Consider the following 16,563-nt stretch of genomic DNA (forward strand, 5'->3'; position numbering starts at 1 on the left):
TACGTAAATTTAAATTTTGTAAATTATTTAATTTTAAACTACACATACGGATTCTTAGTTTTTACGTAAGTAAATCTTATAGGAATGCCGGGCATATCGAAAGCTTCACGCATATTATTTACTAGATATCGTGTGTAGCTATCGGTAATTTTTTTCGGATTATTGGAAAATAATTTGAAAGTAGGTGGGCGAGTTTTTGTTTGAGTCATATATTTTACACGTACTCTTTTACCGCCTTTTTGTAGAGGTAGCGGATGTGCTTCCGTAGTGAAATTAAGCCATTCATTTAATTTGCTAGTAATTATTTCCTTATTCCAAATTTTATAAATTTTAAGACAAGCCTCTAAAACTTGTTCAATATTTTTTTTATTTATAGCTGAAATGAATAGCACTGGAATACCTTTAACCTGAGGTAAATGAGTAGTTATTTGGTAATAAAACTCTTCCTGAAATACTTCTTTTTCAGATTCTTTAACTAAATCCCATTTATTCACTACTATAACTATGCTTCTTCCTTCATTTACTACATGGCTTGCAATATTTAAATCTTGCTGTTTTAAAGGAGCTAAAGCATCAATCATTAGAATTACGGTATTAGCAAATTTAATACTATTAATAGCATCTGATGCCGATAATTTTTCAAGTGATTCGGTAATAGTAGATTTCTTACGAAGTCCTGCCGTATCGATCAATTTAATATGATTATTTTTATATTGCCAATCAATCTCAATTGATTCACGAGTAATACCTGCTTCAGGACCGGTTAATAACCTTTCATCGTTAATAAGAGCATTTATAAAAGTAGATTTTCCGGCGTTAGGTCTGCCGCTAACTACTATCTGTAAACAATCCCCTTTAATTGGATCGGCTATATTTGTCTCGATTGATTCTTCCTCAGGTAACTTGGCAATAACCTCATCATATAAATCAATTAAACCCGTGCCATGTTCGGCTGAAATAGCGACCATACTATCGAATCCGAGCTTATAATATTCTTTATCGAAATCAAAAGCTTTCTCGCATTTATTAACCACCAATACAGCAGGTTTATTATATTTTCTGACAAAATTACTTAATAATTTATCATCCGGTAATATTCCACTTCTACCGTCAACCATAAAGCAAATTAAATCTGCCTCTAAAATTGCTTTAGTAGTTTGTTCTATTAGGCGTTTACCCATATCATACGGATTCTCTTCAAGCCCTGGAGTGTCAATTAGCAAAAATTCAAAAGAGCCGATTTTGCCGTCTGTATATTTTCTATCCCTAGTAACGCCCGGTAGATCGTGAACAATAGCTTTTTTACGCATACTTAAGCGATTGAATAATGTTGATTTGCCTACATTCGGACGACCAACCAAAGCAATAATTTTCCTAGTCATTAATGTTAATATATTATTATGGTTAAGAGAATTAGTAATGCCTCTATAAAACCTACTATATTTGCTATTATAATAGGTGTGTTTTTTATTAAAATACCGTATATAAGCCAGCTACAAAAAGCAATAGCACTTATAGTAAAGGCGGGCATAGAAACAGAAGCCGAAGATTTACAGGTGAAAATCTTACGAGCTTGTACGTAAAACATAAAATTGCCGATTGTACTGACAATCGTCATATATTTTTCGTAACATTTTATAAATTTTGGAGACATATATTTTTTTAAAAAGTGATCTATATCATTTTTGTACTGATAGATTGCATATGTCATTCCTGCGAAAGCAGGAATCCAGCATAAAGCGAGATAACCTCAGCTTTTAATTTCAAGAATTTGCTGTATTTATGCTTTTTTCTTGGATTCCTGCGATCAACGGAATGACATCGAGTAGGCTTTACCTATCCACGCGGGCAATGGCGCTCACTGGCTATTTTTTAAAACTAGCAATTACCGGTATATGATCTGAAGGTTTTTCTTGAGTCCTTAAATTATAATCCATATAGCAATTTTCTAAATAGTCAATACTATTATTACAACCAAGGATCATATCAATCCTCATACCTTTATTTTGTTCAAAACATCCGGCTCTATAATCCCACCATGAAAATTCTTGTTTACTTGGAAGTACCATTCTATATAAATCCTCAAATCCGGAATTTAGAATAGTTCGTAATTTTTTTTGCTCAACCTCAGTAAAACAAGTAGTTTCAGCAAGTAGCTTAGGTGAATATACATCTATATCGAACGGTGCAATATTGAAATCACCACCGATGATAGTTTTTTCGTCAAAAGATTTTTTAGTTGATAAATAATTGATAAAACTATCGTAAAATGCTAATTTTGAAGCAAATTTATCGCTACCGACAAATGAGCCGTTAGGAGCATAGAGTGAGATTATATTACAAAACCCTATAGGTAATGATAATTTTATTTGTAGGAATCTTGCTTGATCACTACAATAATTATTAGGAAAATCTTTAATTATTTCATCAGCAGGAAATTTTGAAATTATAGCAACACCGTTATATGATTTTTGTCCGTGAACATAAAAATTATACGGTAAATCGGATAATTCATCAAAAGGAAATTTCTCGGTTTCGCACTTTATTTCCTGTAATAATAAAATATCAGGGTTTTCGTTAGATAAAAAATTACGCAATAAATTGAGTCTTGTTTTTATGGAATTAATATTCCAAGTAGCTATCTTCATTTTTCAGTATCTAACTCTAGTTTTTCATTACGGAATCGCCACTCAAGAAAACCAAAATGATAAACTAAGAGACTAGTAATGAATGCCCCGGAAATTACTATAACCATTGAATATTTTATTGTATGGTAATTTGGATTACTACCGTACATATCTAATAATACGCTAAAAGCTATACCCCATAATACGGTGATTTCAATACTAACTCCTCTTGGTACCCTCTTAATTGAATTTTCTTTCATAATAAAATCTCGTAATATTGCACCACAATTAGCTGTAATGAAAGCAAAAAACGGTCCCCAAAAACTTAGAGGCTCAATTTTGTGAATAATAACCATTACAACTCCTATAATTATAAAAGTCGCTTGTGCGAATGAATCGCAAATTGCTACTATATTATCTAATGATTGCTCCAAATAATTATCTTCAGCGATCTGCTTATTATAATAGCTGAATAACTTAATAATTGTAAAACCGAGTAAAACTACTACAAATATATAATAGAAATAAGAAGGAGTAAAATAGAAGTTTAAATGTCCGGTATCATGGTTTACTATTAAATCTAGCATTATACAACTACTAATAGACGGTAATACCGCAAATAAAAATGTACCGAATAAAGTACTATTTTGTCTGCTACTTAAAATAATTCCCGAAAAAGCAAAAGCAAGGCAACCAAGTAAACCTATAACATGACACCAACGAGAATCTATAGATTTAGGTAATAAAATATGGTATATGTAGGTCCTAATAATTTTTTTATACTCGTTACTTGCAAGAAAATCATCTATCGCAAAATTAAATTGTTCAACTATATTTAAAGATACGGTTTTTTTGCTAAACATTAAATGTAGAGGAGTTTTAATATTTAAAGGAACTTCTACTATGTTCCTGTCTATTGCTCTTCCCAGTATATTAACGGCACCGACAATTCTATCGCTAATGAAACCGTCAATTTCTTTCTTGATTATTCCGTTTATCAACTCCATATTATTTTGATATATTCTAATTATATCTTGATTTTTCTCATTATATAAAAACTCTGTAAATTTAGGATCTCCGTATACAGTACCTTTTACTATTCCTAACTGAAGATTAAATAAACGTATTTGTGCTATTAGTTCATTAACATTTTGGAAATTTAACTTTTTGGCAAGTGGGTCAATAATAAATAATGATAATTCTTCGAGACGATAAGGTTTTGAAAAATAAGCATAGTTACTTCTTTCAGTGGTATAACTAGCTCCTGCTGTCATATCGGCATTGCCGATTTGAATATCTAATTGATCTTGATACCAGCTATCTTGATTATACTCAATGTTGATGCCTGTTTTTGTGGCAATAGCATTAATTAATTCCATATCCATACCGGAAACGTTAATATGATTATTTGAAGTAGTAATTAAATATTGGTAAGGCTCATTTGTATACCAGGCATTTATCAGAGTTTTTTTATCGACTGCCCCCTCGCATTCTAAAGTTTCTTGTTGTTCGTTTGCCCCCATGCTTAAAGCATAAAAATTTTTAGAGATGAGGAGTATAAAAATAAAAAGCTTTAAAATTTTCATGGTCTGTATTTTCTAAAATTATGTTTTTTATTGCCATCCCCGTACTTCAATGTCATTCCCGCGAAAGCGGAATTCAGTACTTTAAAGATTTTTAAAAGCTCGATTTATCTCGCTTTGCGCTGGATTCCCGCTTTCGCGGGAATGACATAACAGGGCGATGCAATAAAGCCCTCTAATTACGAACTACTTTAATTTCGCCGTCAGAAAATTTAATATTAAAAACTTTTTCATTCGCAGCAGTAATTTTAGAAGATAAAAAATTATCTGCTTCTCCTTTAACTATAGCAAAACCTCGTTTTAATACGTTATGATAATCAAGGCTTGCAAGTAACGTGCTATTTAATTCTAATTTATACTCAAAGTTTTTCAAAGTATTATTTGCCGATTTTGATAGATAAGCTGTTTGATGTGTTAATTCTAATATTTTGTAATTGATTATTTTAGCAGGGTTAACTTTTTCTTTAGAGAAAGATTTAAGCTTTGTTTCTTGTAGTTTAATAAAAGAGGGTAAAGCATCTAGTAAATTAAAGCCGGTTTCGTCCAGTAATTGATGCTTATTATTTATATAGTAAGCAAGATATCTGCGTATTCTATCATAATTTACTATATTTTGCTCGTGATACTTAATTAATCGGCTAGTATTATTTAATAATACTTTTTCATAAGATTGTAGGGTATTATTTAAAATAGATCGTACCGGCACGGCAAATTCTGCGGCAGCAGTGGGAGTTGGAGCTCTTTTATCGGCTGCTAAATCTATTAAAGTATAATCCACTTCATGACCTACTGCGGAAATAATAGGAATTTTTGAGTTATAAGTGGCACGCACTAATATCTCATCGTTAAATGACCAAAGATCTTCTATAGAACCGCCGCCTCTTGCGACAATTATAACACTCGGTTTACTTGCCTCTTCTAAATTATTGAACCCTTCAATTGCTTCGGCAATTTCATTACCGGAATTTTCTCCTTGTACGCTAACGGGCCATATTATTATACGAGTCGGGAAGCGTTCACGGATTCGGTGAATAATATCTTTAATAACAGCGCCAGTTATTGAGGTGATAACACCTATTTTATCAGGTAAAAAAGGTATAGGAATACACTTTTTATTAAACAATCCCTCTTTTTCGAGCCTCGCTTTACGCTCATTTAGAATTTGCAGCATAGCACCAAGCCCTGCGGGTTGCAAATTATCTACCGATAATTGATAGCGTGAATTACCTGCATAACTTGAGAGCTTACCGCTAATTACCACTTCCATTCCGTCATTTAACGGAAATTTAATTTTAGCTAGAATAGGACGCCAGCAAGTACAAGCTAAAATAGCAGTATTTTCTTTTAAGTTAAAATAAGCATGCCCTGAACTTGCTATTTTCAAGCCGGAAATCTCTCCTTTTACTTTGATATAGCCGAAGTTATTTTCTAATAACTCTTTAATTTTATTAGAAATCTCACTGACGGAAAATTCGTTGGTTGCCTGAGAGGTAATGAAATTATCTAGCATTGTAACATTTAGTTTAAGGAACGATGTTATCCCTATTCCTATGTCATTCCCGCGTATAGGCCGGGAATCTAGGTAAAGCGAGATAAATCGAGCTTTTCAAATAAAACTTTTAAGTACTGGATCCCCGCCTACGCGGGAATGACATAGGTATCCACGAAGGAATGACATCAGCTAATGACGGTTATCATTCCAATAGAATAACCTTGCACTACAAAAGAGCAAGCAAAATTTTTTATTATTTGATATATTACTAATAGCTTGCTATTATTTTTCACAGCGTCATTCAGGAAACCTGATACAGGAGAATTTTTTGAATTAAGCCTGCGCTTACGTATTAATATACGCTGTGCAGGCTTACTCTCAAATTCATCCTGTCTGAAGCTTCCTGAATGACGCTGTACTATTAAATATATTTATTAATATAAATGCTACTGCGAATAATATGCTTGCTTATTATAATAACATTTTCTTTGGTAAGTTTTGCCGATCTTTCTAAGAATGGTCAAAATATCAAGATAAGCAATATAATAGCCGACTTCGTAGAGTATAATGAAAGTCAGGATTTGATATATGCTAAAGGTAATATAAAAATTATCACGGATGAGTATTCATTAACGGCAGATAATTTACTTTATGATATAAAAAATGATATTTTATGGGCAGAAGGTAATATACGAATTAAGGATAAACAAAACAGAATAATAGAGGGTGACAAAGCAGTTTTAAAAGATGAATTTAAAAAAGGTGTCATATCGGAATTCATTTTACTTTCTGGTGATAGTAATCTTTTAATTGCAAGGCTTGCTGAAAGAATAGATAAAAATAATCTTAAACTACATAATGCGGAATTTACTCCTTGCGATGTTACTTGTAATCAAAACCCTATTTGGCAAATTGTTGCCAAGGATACTTACATTCATTCAGAAGAGCATAGAATAGTTTATAAGAGCGTGTTTTTTGAAGTATACGGCGTACCGATTTTCTTCTTACCATATTTTTTCCACCCTACTCCTACGGCTCCTGCAACTTCAGGGCTATTAGTACCCAACGTAAAAAACAAAGGATTCGGTATACCGTTATATCTACGCGCAAAGCCCAATATGGATTTTACTCTCACCCCAAGAATTTTTAGTAAATATCAAACTTTTGAATTAGAGGGGCGCTACCGTCCTAATGAAACGGATCATTTAAATTTTCAAGGTAGTTACGGTAAATTGCCATATTTTCTAAAAAAAGATGGAGTAGTGGTAAAAAATAACAAAGTTTCTTCTTATCATTATACAGCAAGCGGTAATTTTGTTAGTACCGATAAAGTTTATGACTATGGTTTTAGGGTAGAGCGTACATCGGATAAAGCTCATTTGAAAAATTATTATAATAATTATGCTTCATATTTAACTTCTAGAATATTTGCAAATAAAATTTATGATGCAAATTATTTTTCAGCTGAAGGATTAAGTTTTCAAGGCTTAGGTAGTAATGATAGTAAGTATATTGATCCGCTAGTATTACCGAAAATCAATACAAAAAACGTGATAAATTTAAATGATAACGACAACAGTAATATCATTGTTGAAAATAATACGTTAATGTACAAAGAAAGAATAGGAAAACAACTCGCTAGAACCTCTTTGCAATTATCATTTATGTACAATGCGCTGACTTCTTCAGGGCAAATTTTCGATTTTGTAGCAAAAGATAGAGGTGATTTTTATTTTGCTAGACGAGCTTATTTAGATAAGCCAAGAGAAAGTAAATCATTTCAAAGGAATATACCGGAATTACAAACTTTATGGCGTTACCCATTAGTAGGTAATATAACAAAAACGATAAATCTACTTATTGAGCCGGTAGTTTCTTTTACTATGGGACGTAAATTATCTAAGAAAGATAAAAAATTTGTTATGATTGATCCTGCTAAGTATGAATTATCCGAAAAAAATATCTTTTTATCCAATCGTTATAGTGGTATTGATTGCCATGATTTTAGTAATAGATTAAGTTACGGCCTGAATACTAGTATTGCTAAAGAAGAGAATTATTTAAAATTATTTTTAGGACAATCTCGTAATACAAGATATAGTATAGAATTGCCGGCTGATGATAAGGAAAATGTTGGTCAAATCTTGGGTAATATTTCTAATAATTTAGAATTATTTTATAGTTTTCGGAAAGATAAATATTTCAGACCTATCAGAGATGAGGTAGGAGGGAATTTTAACTATGATAAAATTAACCTTTTAGGTAGTTTCATTCAACTTACAAATCTTAAAAAATATTACTCCGTGGAAAGTATAAAGATTTCAAATAATAGAGTGCGGCAATTTTACGGAGACATAAATTATCAGATAGCGGAAAATTGGACTATAGGCTTTGGCGCACGTATTGATCTCTCTAGACGATCTCCAAATTTGCTTACTCGAACTATTAGAGTGACATATGCTAAAGATTGTGTTAGAATTACTACAAAGATTTATTCCGATTATCTAGCCGACGGAAGTAGAGGAATTAAAAAAACTACTTCTTCACCGACTATTTCTATCGGTTTAAAAGTATTAAACATGTAAGTTTAGCATTGTGTTTGTGTGGATACTTAATCGTCATTGCAAGCAGCCGTAGGCTGCGTGGAAACCCAAACCGTCATTGCGAGGAGCGAAGCGACGTGGCAATCCAGAAAAAATAATAAAAAATGCTACTTAGCATTTTTAACTGGATTGCTTCGTCAATTACTTCGTAATTTCCTCGCAATGACTGTTTGCTGTCCGAAAAAAACTATTCCAATTATTAAGTTATGTGAGTCTTGAAATATGAATAAATTACTACTTATAATTAGTGTCGTTTTCACTTTTAATGTAGCACAAGCTTCGCTACCGAATATAGTAGCATCCGTAAATGATGAACCTATTACTCTTAATGAGTTTCGTGCTAGAAAAAAAATGATTATGGCACTAAACAATGTTGAGAGTCTAACGCCTGCTCAAGATAAGAAGCTAAGCGACTTAGCAATCAAGAGCTTAATTGATGAATCTTTGCTTTTTCAATATGCCGGAGATAGAGAAACTCCGCAAGAAGAAATAGATAACGCGATCAAGTCTATTGAAGATCGTAATAAAATGCCTCACGGTTCTCTTCTTCAATATCTAAAAAGCAAATCGGTTAATCCTAATAGTTTTATTTCTCAAATTAAATCCGAGTTGATTAAAATGAATATTTTGTCAAGCTTGTCAAGGTCGGTGCAAGTAAGTAATAAAGAAATAGATGTCGCAATTTTATCTAGCGATCAAAAAGACGTAGAAATTTCAATGCAAGTATTTACATCTAAAGATAAAGACAATAAAGCGTTTACCCAGATGAATAATTTAAAAAATCGGTTAAAAAAATGTACCGACGTCAAAAAATCGCTTTATGATAATTTTGCTACTATGCAAATTATTACTGATAAGCTTAGTAAAATAGAAGATGTAAAACAAACTATCGTAAGGGATTTAGGGCCTGATAAAGCAAGTAATGTTTTTGAAGTAAATAACAAATTTGAAATAATATTAGTGTGTAATAAGAAAATATTAAATGTTAATGAAGATGAGAATAATTATGTAGTAAACTTCCTAACCAATAAAAAGATTTCGCAAAAAGCACAAAAACTATTTGAAAATATGCGTAAGAAAGCAGCTATAAAAATAATGTTGCCGTCTTAGTATACCCTTCTGCTTCCAAGAACTACTCTTTCATTTTATCAAGGATTCGCATCCTCGCCTATTAAGAGTATAGGTTGCGGGTTCTCACCTCTCAAAATTCAATTCTTAGAATCATTTGAGTATATACTATCGTGCTGTGGTGTTGTTGCGTGAATTTTATTTTTGAACCACGCAACAAGAAAACTTTATTTTTTGACATACCCTATGCTCCCTTCAATTGCAAAACATGCATCCTCACATCAAATTAATCCTCTTAAAAAGCACGGACAGAATTTTATCTTTGACAGTAGTTTATGTGATAAAATTGTACGTGCGAGTAACCTTGCGGAAAATAGTAGGGTGCTAGAAATAGGACCGGGCACAGGAGGGTTAACTAGGTCAATATTGCAGAAAAATCCTGAATCCTTAACTGTTATAGAAACAGATGAGAGATGTATCCCATTACTTAATGAGATTAAAGAATATTACCCTAATTTAGATATTATAAAGAAGGATGCTCTTAAAATAAATTTAACTGATTTAGGCTATGATATAGTAAATTCAGCCTCATTCGGATACAAGGTGCCAAGGGTAGAGTCTATAACTAATAGGAGTGCGACGAGCAACATCATCAGCGAGTCCAAATCAATTGATTATAAAGTAACTATAATCTCTAATTTACCATATCATATAGGTACTGAATTAGTAACTAGATGGCTGAAAGAAGCGCAGCTAATTACTAATATGACGCTAATGTTACAAAAAGAAGTAGTAGAACGTATCTGTGCTATTCCTTCAACTAAAGCATATGGTAGATTATCGGTAATATGTCAACTAATAGCCAAAGTGGAAAAATGCTTTGACGTAGCACCGACTGCTTTCTATCCACCTCCTAAAGTATATTCTGCGATAGTTAAACTAACGCCTTTAGAAACCCCGCTATCTATTGCCCTAATAAATAAAGTTGAGCAAATAACAAAACTTGCTTTTGCAGGACGGCGGAAAATGATCAAATCATCATTGAAAAATCTTGTACCTAATATACATGAAGTATTAACCCAGTTGAAAATCAATGATAATTATCGTGCTGAAAATCTTACCCCTCAAGATTATTTGAGAATTGCTAAAAGGCTATAAGTTTTCATCACTAGCTTTATCCACTTTTTTTGCTCCTGCTTCTTGTTCCTGCTGTAATTTATATCCTGCTGCTTTTTCTTCTATATAGTTAAAAAAGAAATAACAAAAAGTTAAAAAGCTAGTTAAAATGATTACAAACGTTATTAATATTAGCTTAAGTTCTTTTTTAGAGTTCTCAGCTTCTAATCGTTTTTCTTCCTCTTCATCAATTATAAACTTAGGTAGTATATTTAATCCCTCTTCTTCTTTATTTCTCATACGTTACCATCTCTTAAGTTTATTAAAAATTAATGATAGAGTTTAAATATCATTTAAGTAAATTACGATATAAAGATACTTAAAATAAGTCAATGATTTTTAATCATTAGTTGTGATTTAATAGAAATGACAAGTGCTTTTAAAATAATTTTCTAATAAACAGTTTTGAAATTAGTTATTCCTCTTTCTTGAGCTTTTGATTTTATTTTCAGGAAATCTACATTATTTTAGCCAAGTGTATGAAAGTATTTAAGCTTTCTTCTTCGTCTATGGTCATTATGTGAGGCACTTTAACACATATAAGCATCTGATGTGTTTTGTCCGATATTTTACCTTTCTCTAAAAACACATATAATTTATGGATAGTGTTATGTTCATCTTCAATACTAAATATTTTTTTAATGCAACTAATTATCGGGTCTTGATATAAAACTATCAATAAAATAGTTTAAAGAATCTATAAATAATCCACTTAATTGTTCATCATTCTCAAACTCTCTATATAATAATGATCTTGCGTTTTTCAGTTTAAAATATGATTTAATCATTTAAAGTGCAGAATATCTATCACAATTATTATTAAGAATTTGGTATAATAACGTCTTATCTAAATATGCCGGTATTATCTTTAAATCCTTATTAATAATTTGTTGTTTATAATAAGATAATTGATGCATAAAAACGATAACCGTAGCTGTAAGACCTGCAACTAAGATGGAATATAAATTTAGTGATTGAAAAAGCATATTGGGACTATTATTAAATTAATGCAAGTTACAGTATTATAATATTTCTTGTTTATCAATCGAGAGTGAAATTTATTTACCACATATTTTATTATGCCGCTAATAGAACATGAGTAAATTTTTTGATTGAATCGATAGCTTATAAGTAAATTAATATAAAGCTCCATTTAATGATCGAGACAGATATAGCATTGAGTTTTGGGTCAATACGTATTTGGGCCGCCCCCCCGTATTGCAGCTTAGCATGAATAGTCTATAATCCTCAAACAGTAATAAGAGAGAATTATAGTTAAGGAGTTATGGCAAGAATAGATGTTAAGTGTAGATCAAGAATAGATGTTAAGTGTAGATATTGTAACGACACAGAAAAAGTAGTAAAGGCGGGATATTCAATTTCAAAACAACAGAGATATCAATGCAAGCAGTGTAATCGATATTTTTAACTGTAATATATTAATAATGCCTCTAAGCCTGGAGTCAAGACTCAGATAGTAGATATGTCAATCAATGGCTCTGGAGTTAGGGATACAGTAAGAGTATTAAAAGTGGGTATCAATACGGTTATCCGTGTTTTAAAAAAATCTAGCGTTAAAAAAGATAAATCATTCTATCAATACGATAGAAGTAATTATTGCTCCTGAAATAGATGAACAATGGCCTTATGTACAGAATAAATCCAAACAAAGATGGCTTTGGTATTCTTTGGATAAGATTTTGTTAAAAGTAGTTGCTTATACTTTTGGTACAAGATGTGATAGCACATCAGAATCATTACTGAAAAAAACTGGAGGATTTTAAGGTTACTTTTTACTTTACAGATGGATAGGGAAGTTATGCTAGGTTATTAGATCCCAAAAAACACATTGTTAGTAAAAAAATATACTCAACGGATAGAACGGGGTAACTTAAATCTTAGAACAAGATGCAAAAGACTGGCACGTAAAACAATTTGTTTTTCCAAGTCATTGGATATTCATGATAAAGTCATCGGAACTCTTATTGAACGTATAGCATTTAATATCCACATCTGTAAAATGGAGGCGCGACCCGTATTTTTTCATGTGTTAGGCAGAGGTTCTATCTAGGACAAGAAAGTTATTAAAAAATAAATTTCTAAAATCTTATTAATTTTTGCTTAAAAGATATATTAAAATATAAGAAAATAAAGAAGTTGAACATCAATTAATGCGGATAAATAAGGAACATGAAAAAGGGCCGTTTGATATTATTGGTGATGTACATGGTTGTTCTGATGAGTTAAAAAACTTATTAGATAAGCTCGGTCATAGAATTAAAAAAGTAATAAATATATTATTACTCATTCTCAAGGAAGACGAATTATTTTCGTAGAGGATTTAGTAGATCGAGGTCCAAACTCACCGGAGGTATTACGCTTAGTAATGGATAGTGTTTCCCCACCTATTGCTTTTTGTGTTAATGGTAACCATGATGATAAACTAAAACGAAAATTTCAGGGATGAAGTGTTGTTATTGCTCATGGACTTCAGGAAATACTTGAGCAATTAGAAAACGAGCAAGCATAATTTAAAGCATCTGATCTAAAATTTTTAGAAAACTAGATAGCTATTACATATTAGATGATGAAAATTAGCAGTAGCACATGCCGGCATTAAAGAAAAAGATCTAGGGCGTAGTTCTGAGCGAATAAGTAAATTTTGTATGTATGGTGCAACCACCGGTGAAATCGATGAGTTTGGTTTACTGTTTCGTTACTCGTGGGACTAAGAATATTAAGGAAATACGCTGACTGTTTATGGTCATACCCCCCTGTTTCTGAAGCACGGTGGCTTTAATAATACTATAAATATTGATACAGGATGTGTATTTGGAGGTAAACTTACCGCACTTCGTTATCCGAAAAAAGAATTAGTCTCTGTTGGCGCTGCAAAAATTTATTGTAAACCAATCAAACCATTTAAAAAATAATTAGATTATGAATTCAAAAATAGTATATAAGCAGTTACTAGTGCTAAATACGAAGATTAGATTTTTTAGAAAAATAACGGCAAAGGATCACCTTAACGCATTAGATCAAATAGCTGAATTCGGTACTCCTTATGATGTAAGATATATCATCCATCATATATTTTTTGATAATCATAAAATCTCACGAAAAGCAGCATCGGTGATTAGAAAACTTCTTATTAAGCCGGAAATAATGAAAATATGGCCTAATCTATATGCTAGTTTTTCTTATTATTATGGCTACGAATCGGATAATTTATGGAGCAAAGAAAAACTTCAGAGTTTTACAAATTTTGCACCGGAAGAAGCGGCTCATTTATATGGAGTAGCTTCTCTTAATTACAGCGGTTATATACGCGAAGAAGCATTAAATTACCTGAAAAACTTCCTACTCATGAAATATTACCATATATTCTTCTTCGTTTAAATGATTGGGTCCCTGAAGTTAGGGTTAAAGCGAATAAAATATTAGCAAAAATTCTACCTAATATTCCCGTTATAGATTTAATTAAATATCATACTTTAATTGAATGGTTAGGAAAAACCAGACGTATCAACTTAAAAGAAGTACAAAGTAAAATTTTTAAATATATTAATAAATCTAAAAACAAAAGAGAACTACTGATAATAATACAAAAAGCATTTCATGAAGTATGTCTTTTTGTTGGAAAGTGCTTACCGAAGAGATTGTTAATGATGACACTCTTATTGATAAAGCTATAGCTGATTTTGCCCCTAGAATTAGGTAATGGGCCGCTGCTCATTTACCTGATAATCAAAATTATAAAAACAGAATAAGCATTCTACTAAATGATCCTGCTATTCGTGTGCGTCACACTGCATTGAGGAGCGTTCTTAAGAAAGATTTTTTTAGAATATAAAGAGTTTTATGAAGCAGCAATTTTTGGTCGCACCTCCATTTTACAGATGTGGGTATTAAATGCTATACGTTCAATAAGAGTTCCGATGACTTTATCATGAATATCCAATGACTTGGAAAAACAAATTGTTTTACGTGTCAGTCTTTTGCATCTTGTTCTAAGATTTAAGTTACCCCGTTCTATCCGTTGAGTATATTTTTTACTAACAATGTGTTTTTTGGGATCTAATAACCTAGCATAACTTCCCCATCCATCTGTAAAGTAAAAAGTAACCTTAAAATCCTCCAGTTTTTTTCAGTAATGATTCTGATGTGCTATCACATCTTGTACCAAAAGTATAAGCAACTACTTTTAACAAAATCTTATCCAAAGAATATCAAAGCCATCTTTGTTTGGATTTATTCTGTACATAAGGCCATTGTTCATCTATTTCAGGAGCAATAATTACTTCTATCGTATTGATAGAATGATTTATCTTTTTTAACGCTAGATTTTTTTAAAACACGGATAACCGTATTGATACCCACTTTTAATACTCTTACTGTATCCCTAACTCCAGAGCCATTGATTGACATATCTACTATCTGAGCCTTGACTCCAGGCTTAGAGGCATTATTAATATATTACAGTTGAAAATATCGATTACACTGCTTGCATTGATATCTCTGTTGTTTTGAAATTGAATATCCCGCCTTTACTACTTTTTCTGTGTCGTTACAATATCTACACTTAACATCTATTCTTGATCTACACTTAACATATATTCTTGTCATAACTCCTTAACTATAATTCTCTCTTATCACTGTTTGAGGATTATAGACTATTCATGCTAAGCTGCAATACGGGGGCGCGACCAATAAAAGAAGCTAATTTGCTATGTAAAACTAAACGTAAATTTAAAGCCATTACTGACTCTAATCATAATAAGCAAATTGCTCCTAATTTATTAAATAGAGAGTTTACAGTTTATGCTGCTAATTGTTATTGGGTTGGAGACATAACCTATGTGCCAACTGGTGAAGGCTGGCTATATTTAGCAACTGTTATTGATCTATCTTTCTAGAAAAATTATAGGATGGTCTATGAGTAATAACATGAGAGCTGATTTGGTTAATAATGCTTTATTAATGGCAATATGGCAACGTAAACCAGCAAAAGGGCTTATTTGGCATACTGATAGAGGTAGTCAATATTGTTCTGATAGTCATTTAAAAATTATAAAACAACATGGTATCAAACAGAGTATGGGTCGTAAAGGAAATTGCTTGGATAATGCTGTTGCTGAAAGTTTCTTTCATACTATAAAAACAGAATTAATGTATCAATATAAATTTAAAACTAAGGAGGAAGCAAAATATGCCATATTTGAATATATAGAGGTATTTTATAACCGTATCAGAATGTATTCTGCTAACGATTATTTATCACCAGTAAGATATGAAGAGATACAAAATTGCGCTTAAACAACTGTCCGGAAAAGTGTTGACACATCAATTAATAAATTTATATATCAAGAGACAAATAAGCGAAGAGAAACACGAAGAAAAAAGATTAGAATTGAAGCGGAAACGCAAAGAAATAACAAAGGAAATTGAAACGCGTGATAAAGATGATGATAGCTTTACAAAAATGCTAATTTCCTTGATATCAACAGCCTCAAGCACCTATAAGATATTTAAAAGTTCCAGCGTGAGCGAAAAAAGCATTCGGTGCATTTAATATTTGGGAACTTAATATTAAAACCTGAAAAGCTTGACTTTATGCTGCGTTCGCCCTTTGATACATTGGTGAATTTGTCTAAAAATGGCGAATGGTACCCGCGGCCGGACTTGAACCGGCAAGAGCTTACGCTCCACGGATTTTAAGTCCGTTATGTCTACCATTCCATCACGCGGGCAAGATTCAGTGTGCAGTATATTGCATACTGTATTTAATTCTAAGGTGACAGATTAATAAAAAAAACGAAAAAAAGCAAGTACTTTTATTAGGTTCTGCGCAGGAAATTTAAATTATTTATATTTTTATATGAAAATTAACTGTGCCATATTAGTAAATTTAATGGTATTTGGCGACAAGTGCGAGGGTAGAACCTATAGGAATAGGCGAGACGACAAGTAACGAAACACCAAATGCTAATCAATTTACTATATGGCTAAATAAT

Annotated in this window: 17 protein-coding genes, 1 tRNA gene and 3 pseudogenes; 12 read left to right on the forward strand and 9 right to left on the reverse strand. The window is 31.8% G+C overall.

What is annotated here, in order from left to right:
- Positions 1-38: 38 nt before the first annotated feature.
- The 5 genes from der to xseA form a co-directional block, all read right to left on the reverse strand.
- Entirely contained in the window at positions 39-1,382 is a 1,344-nt protein-coding gene (der, locus tag AAGD46_RS01940) for a ribosome biogenesis GTPase Der (RefSeq protein ID WP_341787550.1), read from the reverse strand.
- Between the two features lie 5 nt (positions 1,383-1,387).
- Positions 1,388-1,654, reverse strand: a complete 267-nt coding sequence (locus AAGD46_RS01945; protein ID WP_341787551.1) for a SemiSWEET family sugar transporter — start codon at positions 1,652-1,654, stop codon at positions 1,388-1,390.
- Positions 1,655-1,865: 211 nt separating this feature from the next.
- Positions 1,866-2,648 carry an exodeoxyribonuclease III gene (xth, locus tag AAGD46_RS01950; RefSeq protein ID WP_341787552.1) on the reverse strand — a complete coding sequence of 261 codons (783 nt, stop codon included), beginning with the start codon at positions 2,646-2,648 and terminating at the stop codon, positions 1,866-1,868.
- Positions 2,645-4,213: a transporter substrate-binding domain-containing protein gene (locus AAGD46_RS01955; RefSeq protein WP_341787553.1), complete on the reverse strand. Its 1,569-nt coding sequence runs from the start codon at positions 4,211-4,213 to the stop codon at positions 2,645-2,647. Before AAGD46_RS01955 ends, xth begins: the two co-directional genes overlap by 4 nt.
- Positions 4,214-4,385: 172 nt before the next feature.
- The gene (xseA, locus tag AAGD46_RS01960) at positions 4,386-5,720 is read right to left on the reverse strand and encodes an exodeoxyribonuclease VII large subunit (RefSeq protein ID WP_341787554.1); all 1,335 of its coding nucleotides are present in this window, start codon (positions 5,718-5,720) and stop codon (positions 4,386-4,388) included.
- 425 nt (positions 5,721-6,145) lie between these two features.
- On the opposite strand from xseA, the gene AAGD46_RS01970 reads away from it, so the two are divergent.
- From AAGD46_RS01970 to rsmA, 3 genes are all read left to right on the forward strand, one after another.
- The gene (locus AAGD46_RS01970; protein ID WP_341787555.1) at positions 6,146-8,287 is read left to right on the forward strand and encodes an LPS-assembly protein LptD; all 2,142 of its coding nucleotides are present in this window, start codon (positions 6,146-6,148) and stop codon (positions 8,285-8,287) included.
- Between the two features lie 240 nt (positions 8,288-8,527).
- Positions 8,528-9,415 carry a SurA N-terminal domain-containing protein gene (locus AAGD46_RS01975; RefSeq protein ID WP_341787556.1) on the forward strand — a complete coding sequence of 296 codons (888 nt, stop codon included), beginning with the start codon at positions 8,528-8,530 and terminating at the stop codon, positions 9,413-9,415.
- 204 nt (positions 9,416-9,619) lie between these two features.
- On the forward strand, positions 9,620-10,531 hold the full coding sequence (gene rsmA / locus AAGD46_RS01980) for a 16S rRNA (adenine(1518)-N(6)/adenine(1519)-N(6))-dimethyltransferase RsmA (protein ID WP_341787557.1): 912 nt from the start codon (positions 9,620-9,622) through the stop codon (positions 10,529-10,531).
- Here the strand turns inward: rsmA and AAGD46_RS01985 are convergent.
- Both AAGD46_RS01985 and AAGD46_RS01990 read right to left on the reverse strand, forming a co-directional pair.
- Positions 10,526-10,789: a hypothetical protein gene (locus AAGD46_RS01985; protein ID WP_341787558.1), complete on the reverse strand. Its 264-nt coding sequence runs from the start codon at positions 10,787-10,789 to the stop codon at positions 10,526-10,528. The two genes, rsmA and AAGD46_RS01985, sit on opposite strands and share 6 nt — an antisense overlap.
- Positions 10,790-11,006: 217 nt before the next feature.
- Positions 11,007-11,535 (reverse strand): annotated as a pseudogene (locus AAGD46_RS01990) (hypothetical protein).
- A 497-nt stretch (positions 11,536-12,032) separates the two neighbouring features.
- Here AAGD46_RS01990 and AAGD46_RS08670 point away from each other — a divergent pair.
- From AAGD46_RS08670 to AAGD46_RS02005, 6 genes and pseudogenes are all read left to right on the forward strand, one after another.
- Positions 12,033-12,176, forward strand: coding sequence for an IS1-like element transposase (locus AAGD46_RS08670; RefSeq protein ID WP_341786690.1), 144 nt, complete (start codon positions 12,033-12,035; stop codon positions 12,174-12,176).
- Position 12,177: 1 nt separating this feature from the next.
- Complete coding sequence (locus AAGD46_RS08675; RefSeq protein WP_410525961.1) at positions 12,178-12,333, forward strand: IS1 family transposase; 156 nt, start codon at positions 12,178-12,180, stop codon at positions 12,331-12,333.
- Between the two features lie 65 nt (positions 12,334-12,398).
- Positions 12,399-12,491: pseudogene (locus tag AAGD46_RS08680) on the forward strand (IS1 family transposase); the annotation flags it as partial.
- A gap of 229 nt (positions 12,492-12,720) precedes the next feature.
- Entirely contained in the window at positions 12,721-12,885 is a 165-nt protein-coding gene (locus tag AAGD46_RS02000) for a hypothetical protein (RefSeq protein ID WP_341787559.1), read from the forward strand.
- The gene (locus tag AAGD46_RS08685) at positions 12,876-13,016 is read left to right on the forward strand and encodes a metallophosphoesterase (protein WP_410525962.1); all 141 of its coding nucleotides are present in this window, start codon (positions 12,876-12,878) and stop codon (positions 13,014-13,016) included. Before AAGD46_RS02000 ends, AAGD46_RS08685 begins: the two co-directional genes overlap by 10 nt.
- A gap of 473 nt (positions 13,017-13,489) precedes the next feature.
- Positions 13,490-13,948, forward strand: coding sequence for a hypothetical protein (locus AAGD46_RS02005; protein WP_341787560.1), 459 nt, complete (start codon positions 13,490-13,492; stop codon positions 13,946-13,948).
- A 460-nt stretch (positions 13,949-14,408) separates the two neighbouring features.
- Here the strand turns inward: AAGD46_RS02005 and AAGD46_RS02010 are convergent.
- Positions 14,409-15,175: pseudogene (locus tag AAGD46_RS02010) on the reverse strand (IS1 family transposase).
- Positions 15,176-15,228: 53 nt separating this feature from the next.
- Between AAGD46_RS02010 and AAGD46_RS02015 the strand changes: the two are divergent.
- From AAGD46_RS02015 to AAGD46_RS02025, 3 genes are read left to right on the forward strand one after another with little or no spacing between them, the layout of a single operon-like run.
- Complete coding sequence (locus tag AAGD46_RS02015; protein ID WP_341787561.1) at positions 15,229-15,465, forward strand: hypothetical protein; 237 nt, start codon at positions 15,229-15,231, stop codon at positions 15,463-15,465.
- Between the two features lie 19 nt (positions 15,466-15,484).
- Positions 15,485-15,865 (forward strand): IS3 family transposase, encoded by a 381-nt coding sequence (locus AAGD46_RS02020; protein WP_341787562.1) that lies wholly within the window; start codon positions 15,485-15,487, stop codon positions 15,863-15,865.
- Entirely contained in the window at positions 15,840-16,121 is a 282-nt protein-coding gene (locus tag AAGD46_RS02025) for a hypothetical protein (protein ID WP_341787563.1), read from the forward strand. Before AAGD46_RS02020 ends, AAGD46_RS02025 begins: the two co-directional genes overlap by 26 nt.
- A 92-nt stretch (positions 16,122-16,213) precedes the next feature.
- Here the strand turns inward: AAGD46_RS02025 and AAGD46_RS02030 are convergent.
- A tRNA-Leu gene (locus tag AAGD46_RS02030) sits at positions 16,214-16,299 on the reverse strand.
- Between the last annotated feature and the right edge of the window lie 264 nt (positions 16,300-16,563).

The organism is Rickettsia endosymbiont of Cantharis rufa (genome assembly GCF_964026445.1).
Lineage (GTDB): Bacteria > Pseudomonadota > Alphaproteobacteria > Rickettsiales > Rickettsiaceae > Rickettsia.

Excerpts from the sequence above, each read along its gene's own strand:
- der (WP_341787550.1), bottom strand. The coding sequence starts at position 1,382 with ATGACTAGGAAAATTATTGCTTTGGTTGGTCGTCCGAATGTAGGCAAA.
- AAGD46_RS01945 (WP_341787551.1), bottom strand. The coding sequence starts at position 1,654 with ATGTCTCCAAAATTTATAAAATGTTACGAAAAATATATGACGATTGTC.
- xth (WP_341787552.1), bottom strand. The coding sequence starts at position 2,648 with ATGAAGATAGCTACTTGGAATATTAATTCCATAAAAACAAGACTCAAT.
- AAGD46_RS01955 (WP_341787553.1), bottom strand. The coding sequence starts at position 4,213 with ATGAAAATTTTAAAGCTTTTTATTTTTATACTCCTCATCTCTAAAAAT.
- xseA (WP_341787554.1), bottom strand. The coding sequence starts at position 5,720 with ATGCTAGATAATTTCATTACCTCTCAGGCAACCAACGAATTTTCCGTC.
- AAGD46_RS01970 (WP_341787555.1), top strand. The coding sequence starts at position 6,146 with ATGCTACTGCGAATAATATGCTTGCTTATTATAATAACATTTTCTTTG.
- AAGD46_RS01975 (WP_341787556.1), top strand. The coding sequence starts at position 8,528 with ATGAATAAATTACTACTTATAATTAGTGTCGTTTTCACTTTTAATGTA.
- rsmA (WP_341787557.1), top strand. The coding sequence starts at position 9,620 with ATGCTCCCTTCAATTGCAAAACATGCATCCTCACATCAAATTAATCCT.
- AAGD46_RS01985 (WP_341787558.1), bottom strand. The coding sequence starts at position 10,789 with ATGAGAAATAAAGAAGAAGAGGGATTAAATATACTACCTAAGTTTATA.
- AAGD46_RS08670 (WP_341786690.1), top strand. The coding sequence starts at position 12,033 with ATGTCAATCAATGGCTCTGGAGTTAGGGATACAGTAAGAGTATTAAAA.
- AAGD46_RS02000 (WP_341787559.1), top strand. The coding sequence starts at position 12,721 with ATGCGGATAAATAAGGAACATGAAAAAGGGCCGTTTGATATTATTGGT.
- AAGD46_RS02005 (WP_341787560.1), top strand. The coding sequence starts at position 13,490 with ATGAATTCAAAAATAGTATATAAGCAGTTACTAGTGCTAAATACGAAG.
- AAGD46_RS02015 (WP_341787561.1), top strand. The coding sequence starts at position 15,229 with ATGCTAAGCTGCAATACGGGGGCGCGACCAATAAAAGAAGCTAATTTG.
- AAGD46_RS02020 (WP_341787562.1), top strand. The coding sequence starts at position 15,485 with ATGAGTAATAACATGAGAGCTGATTTGGTTAATAATGCTTTATTAATG.
- AAGD46_RS02025 (WP_341787563.1), top strand. The coding sequence starts at position 15,840 with ATGAAGAGATACAAAATTGCGCTTAAACAACTGTCCGGAAAAGTGTTG.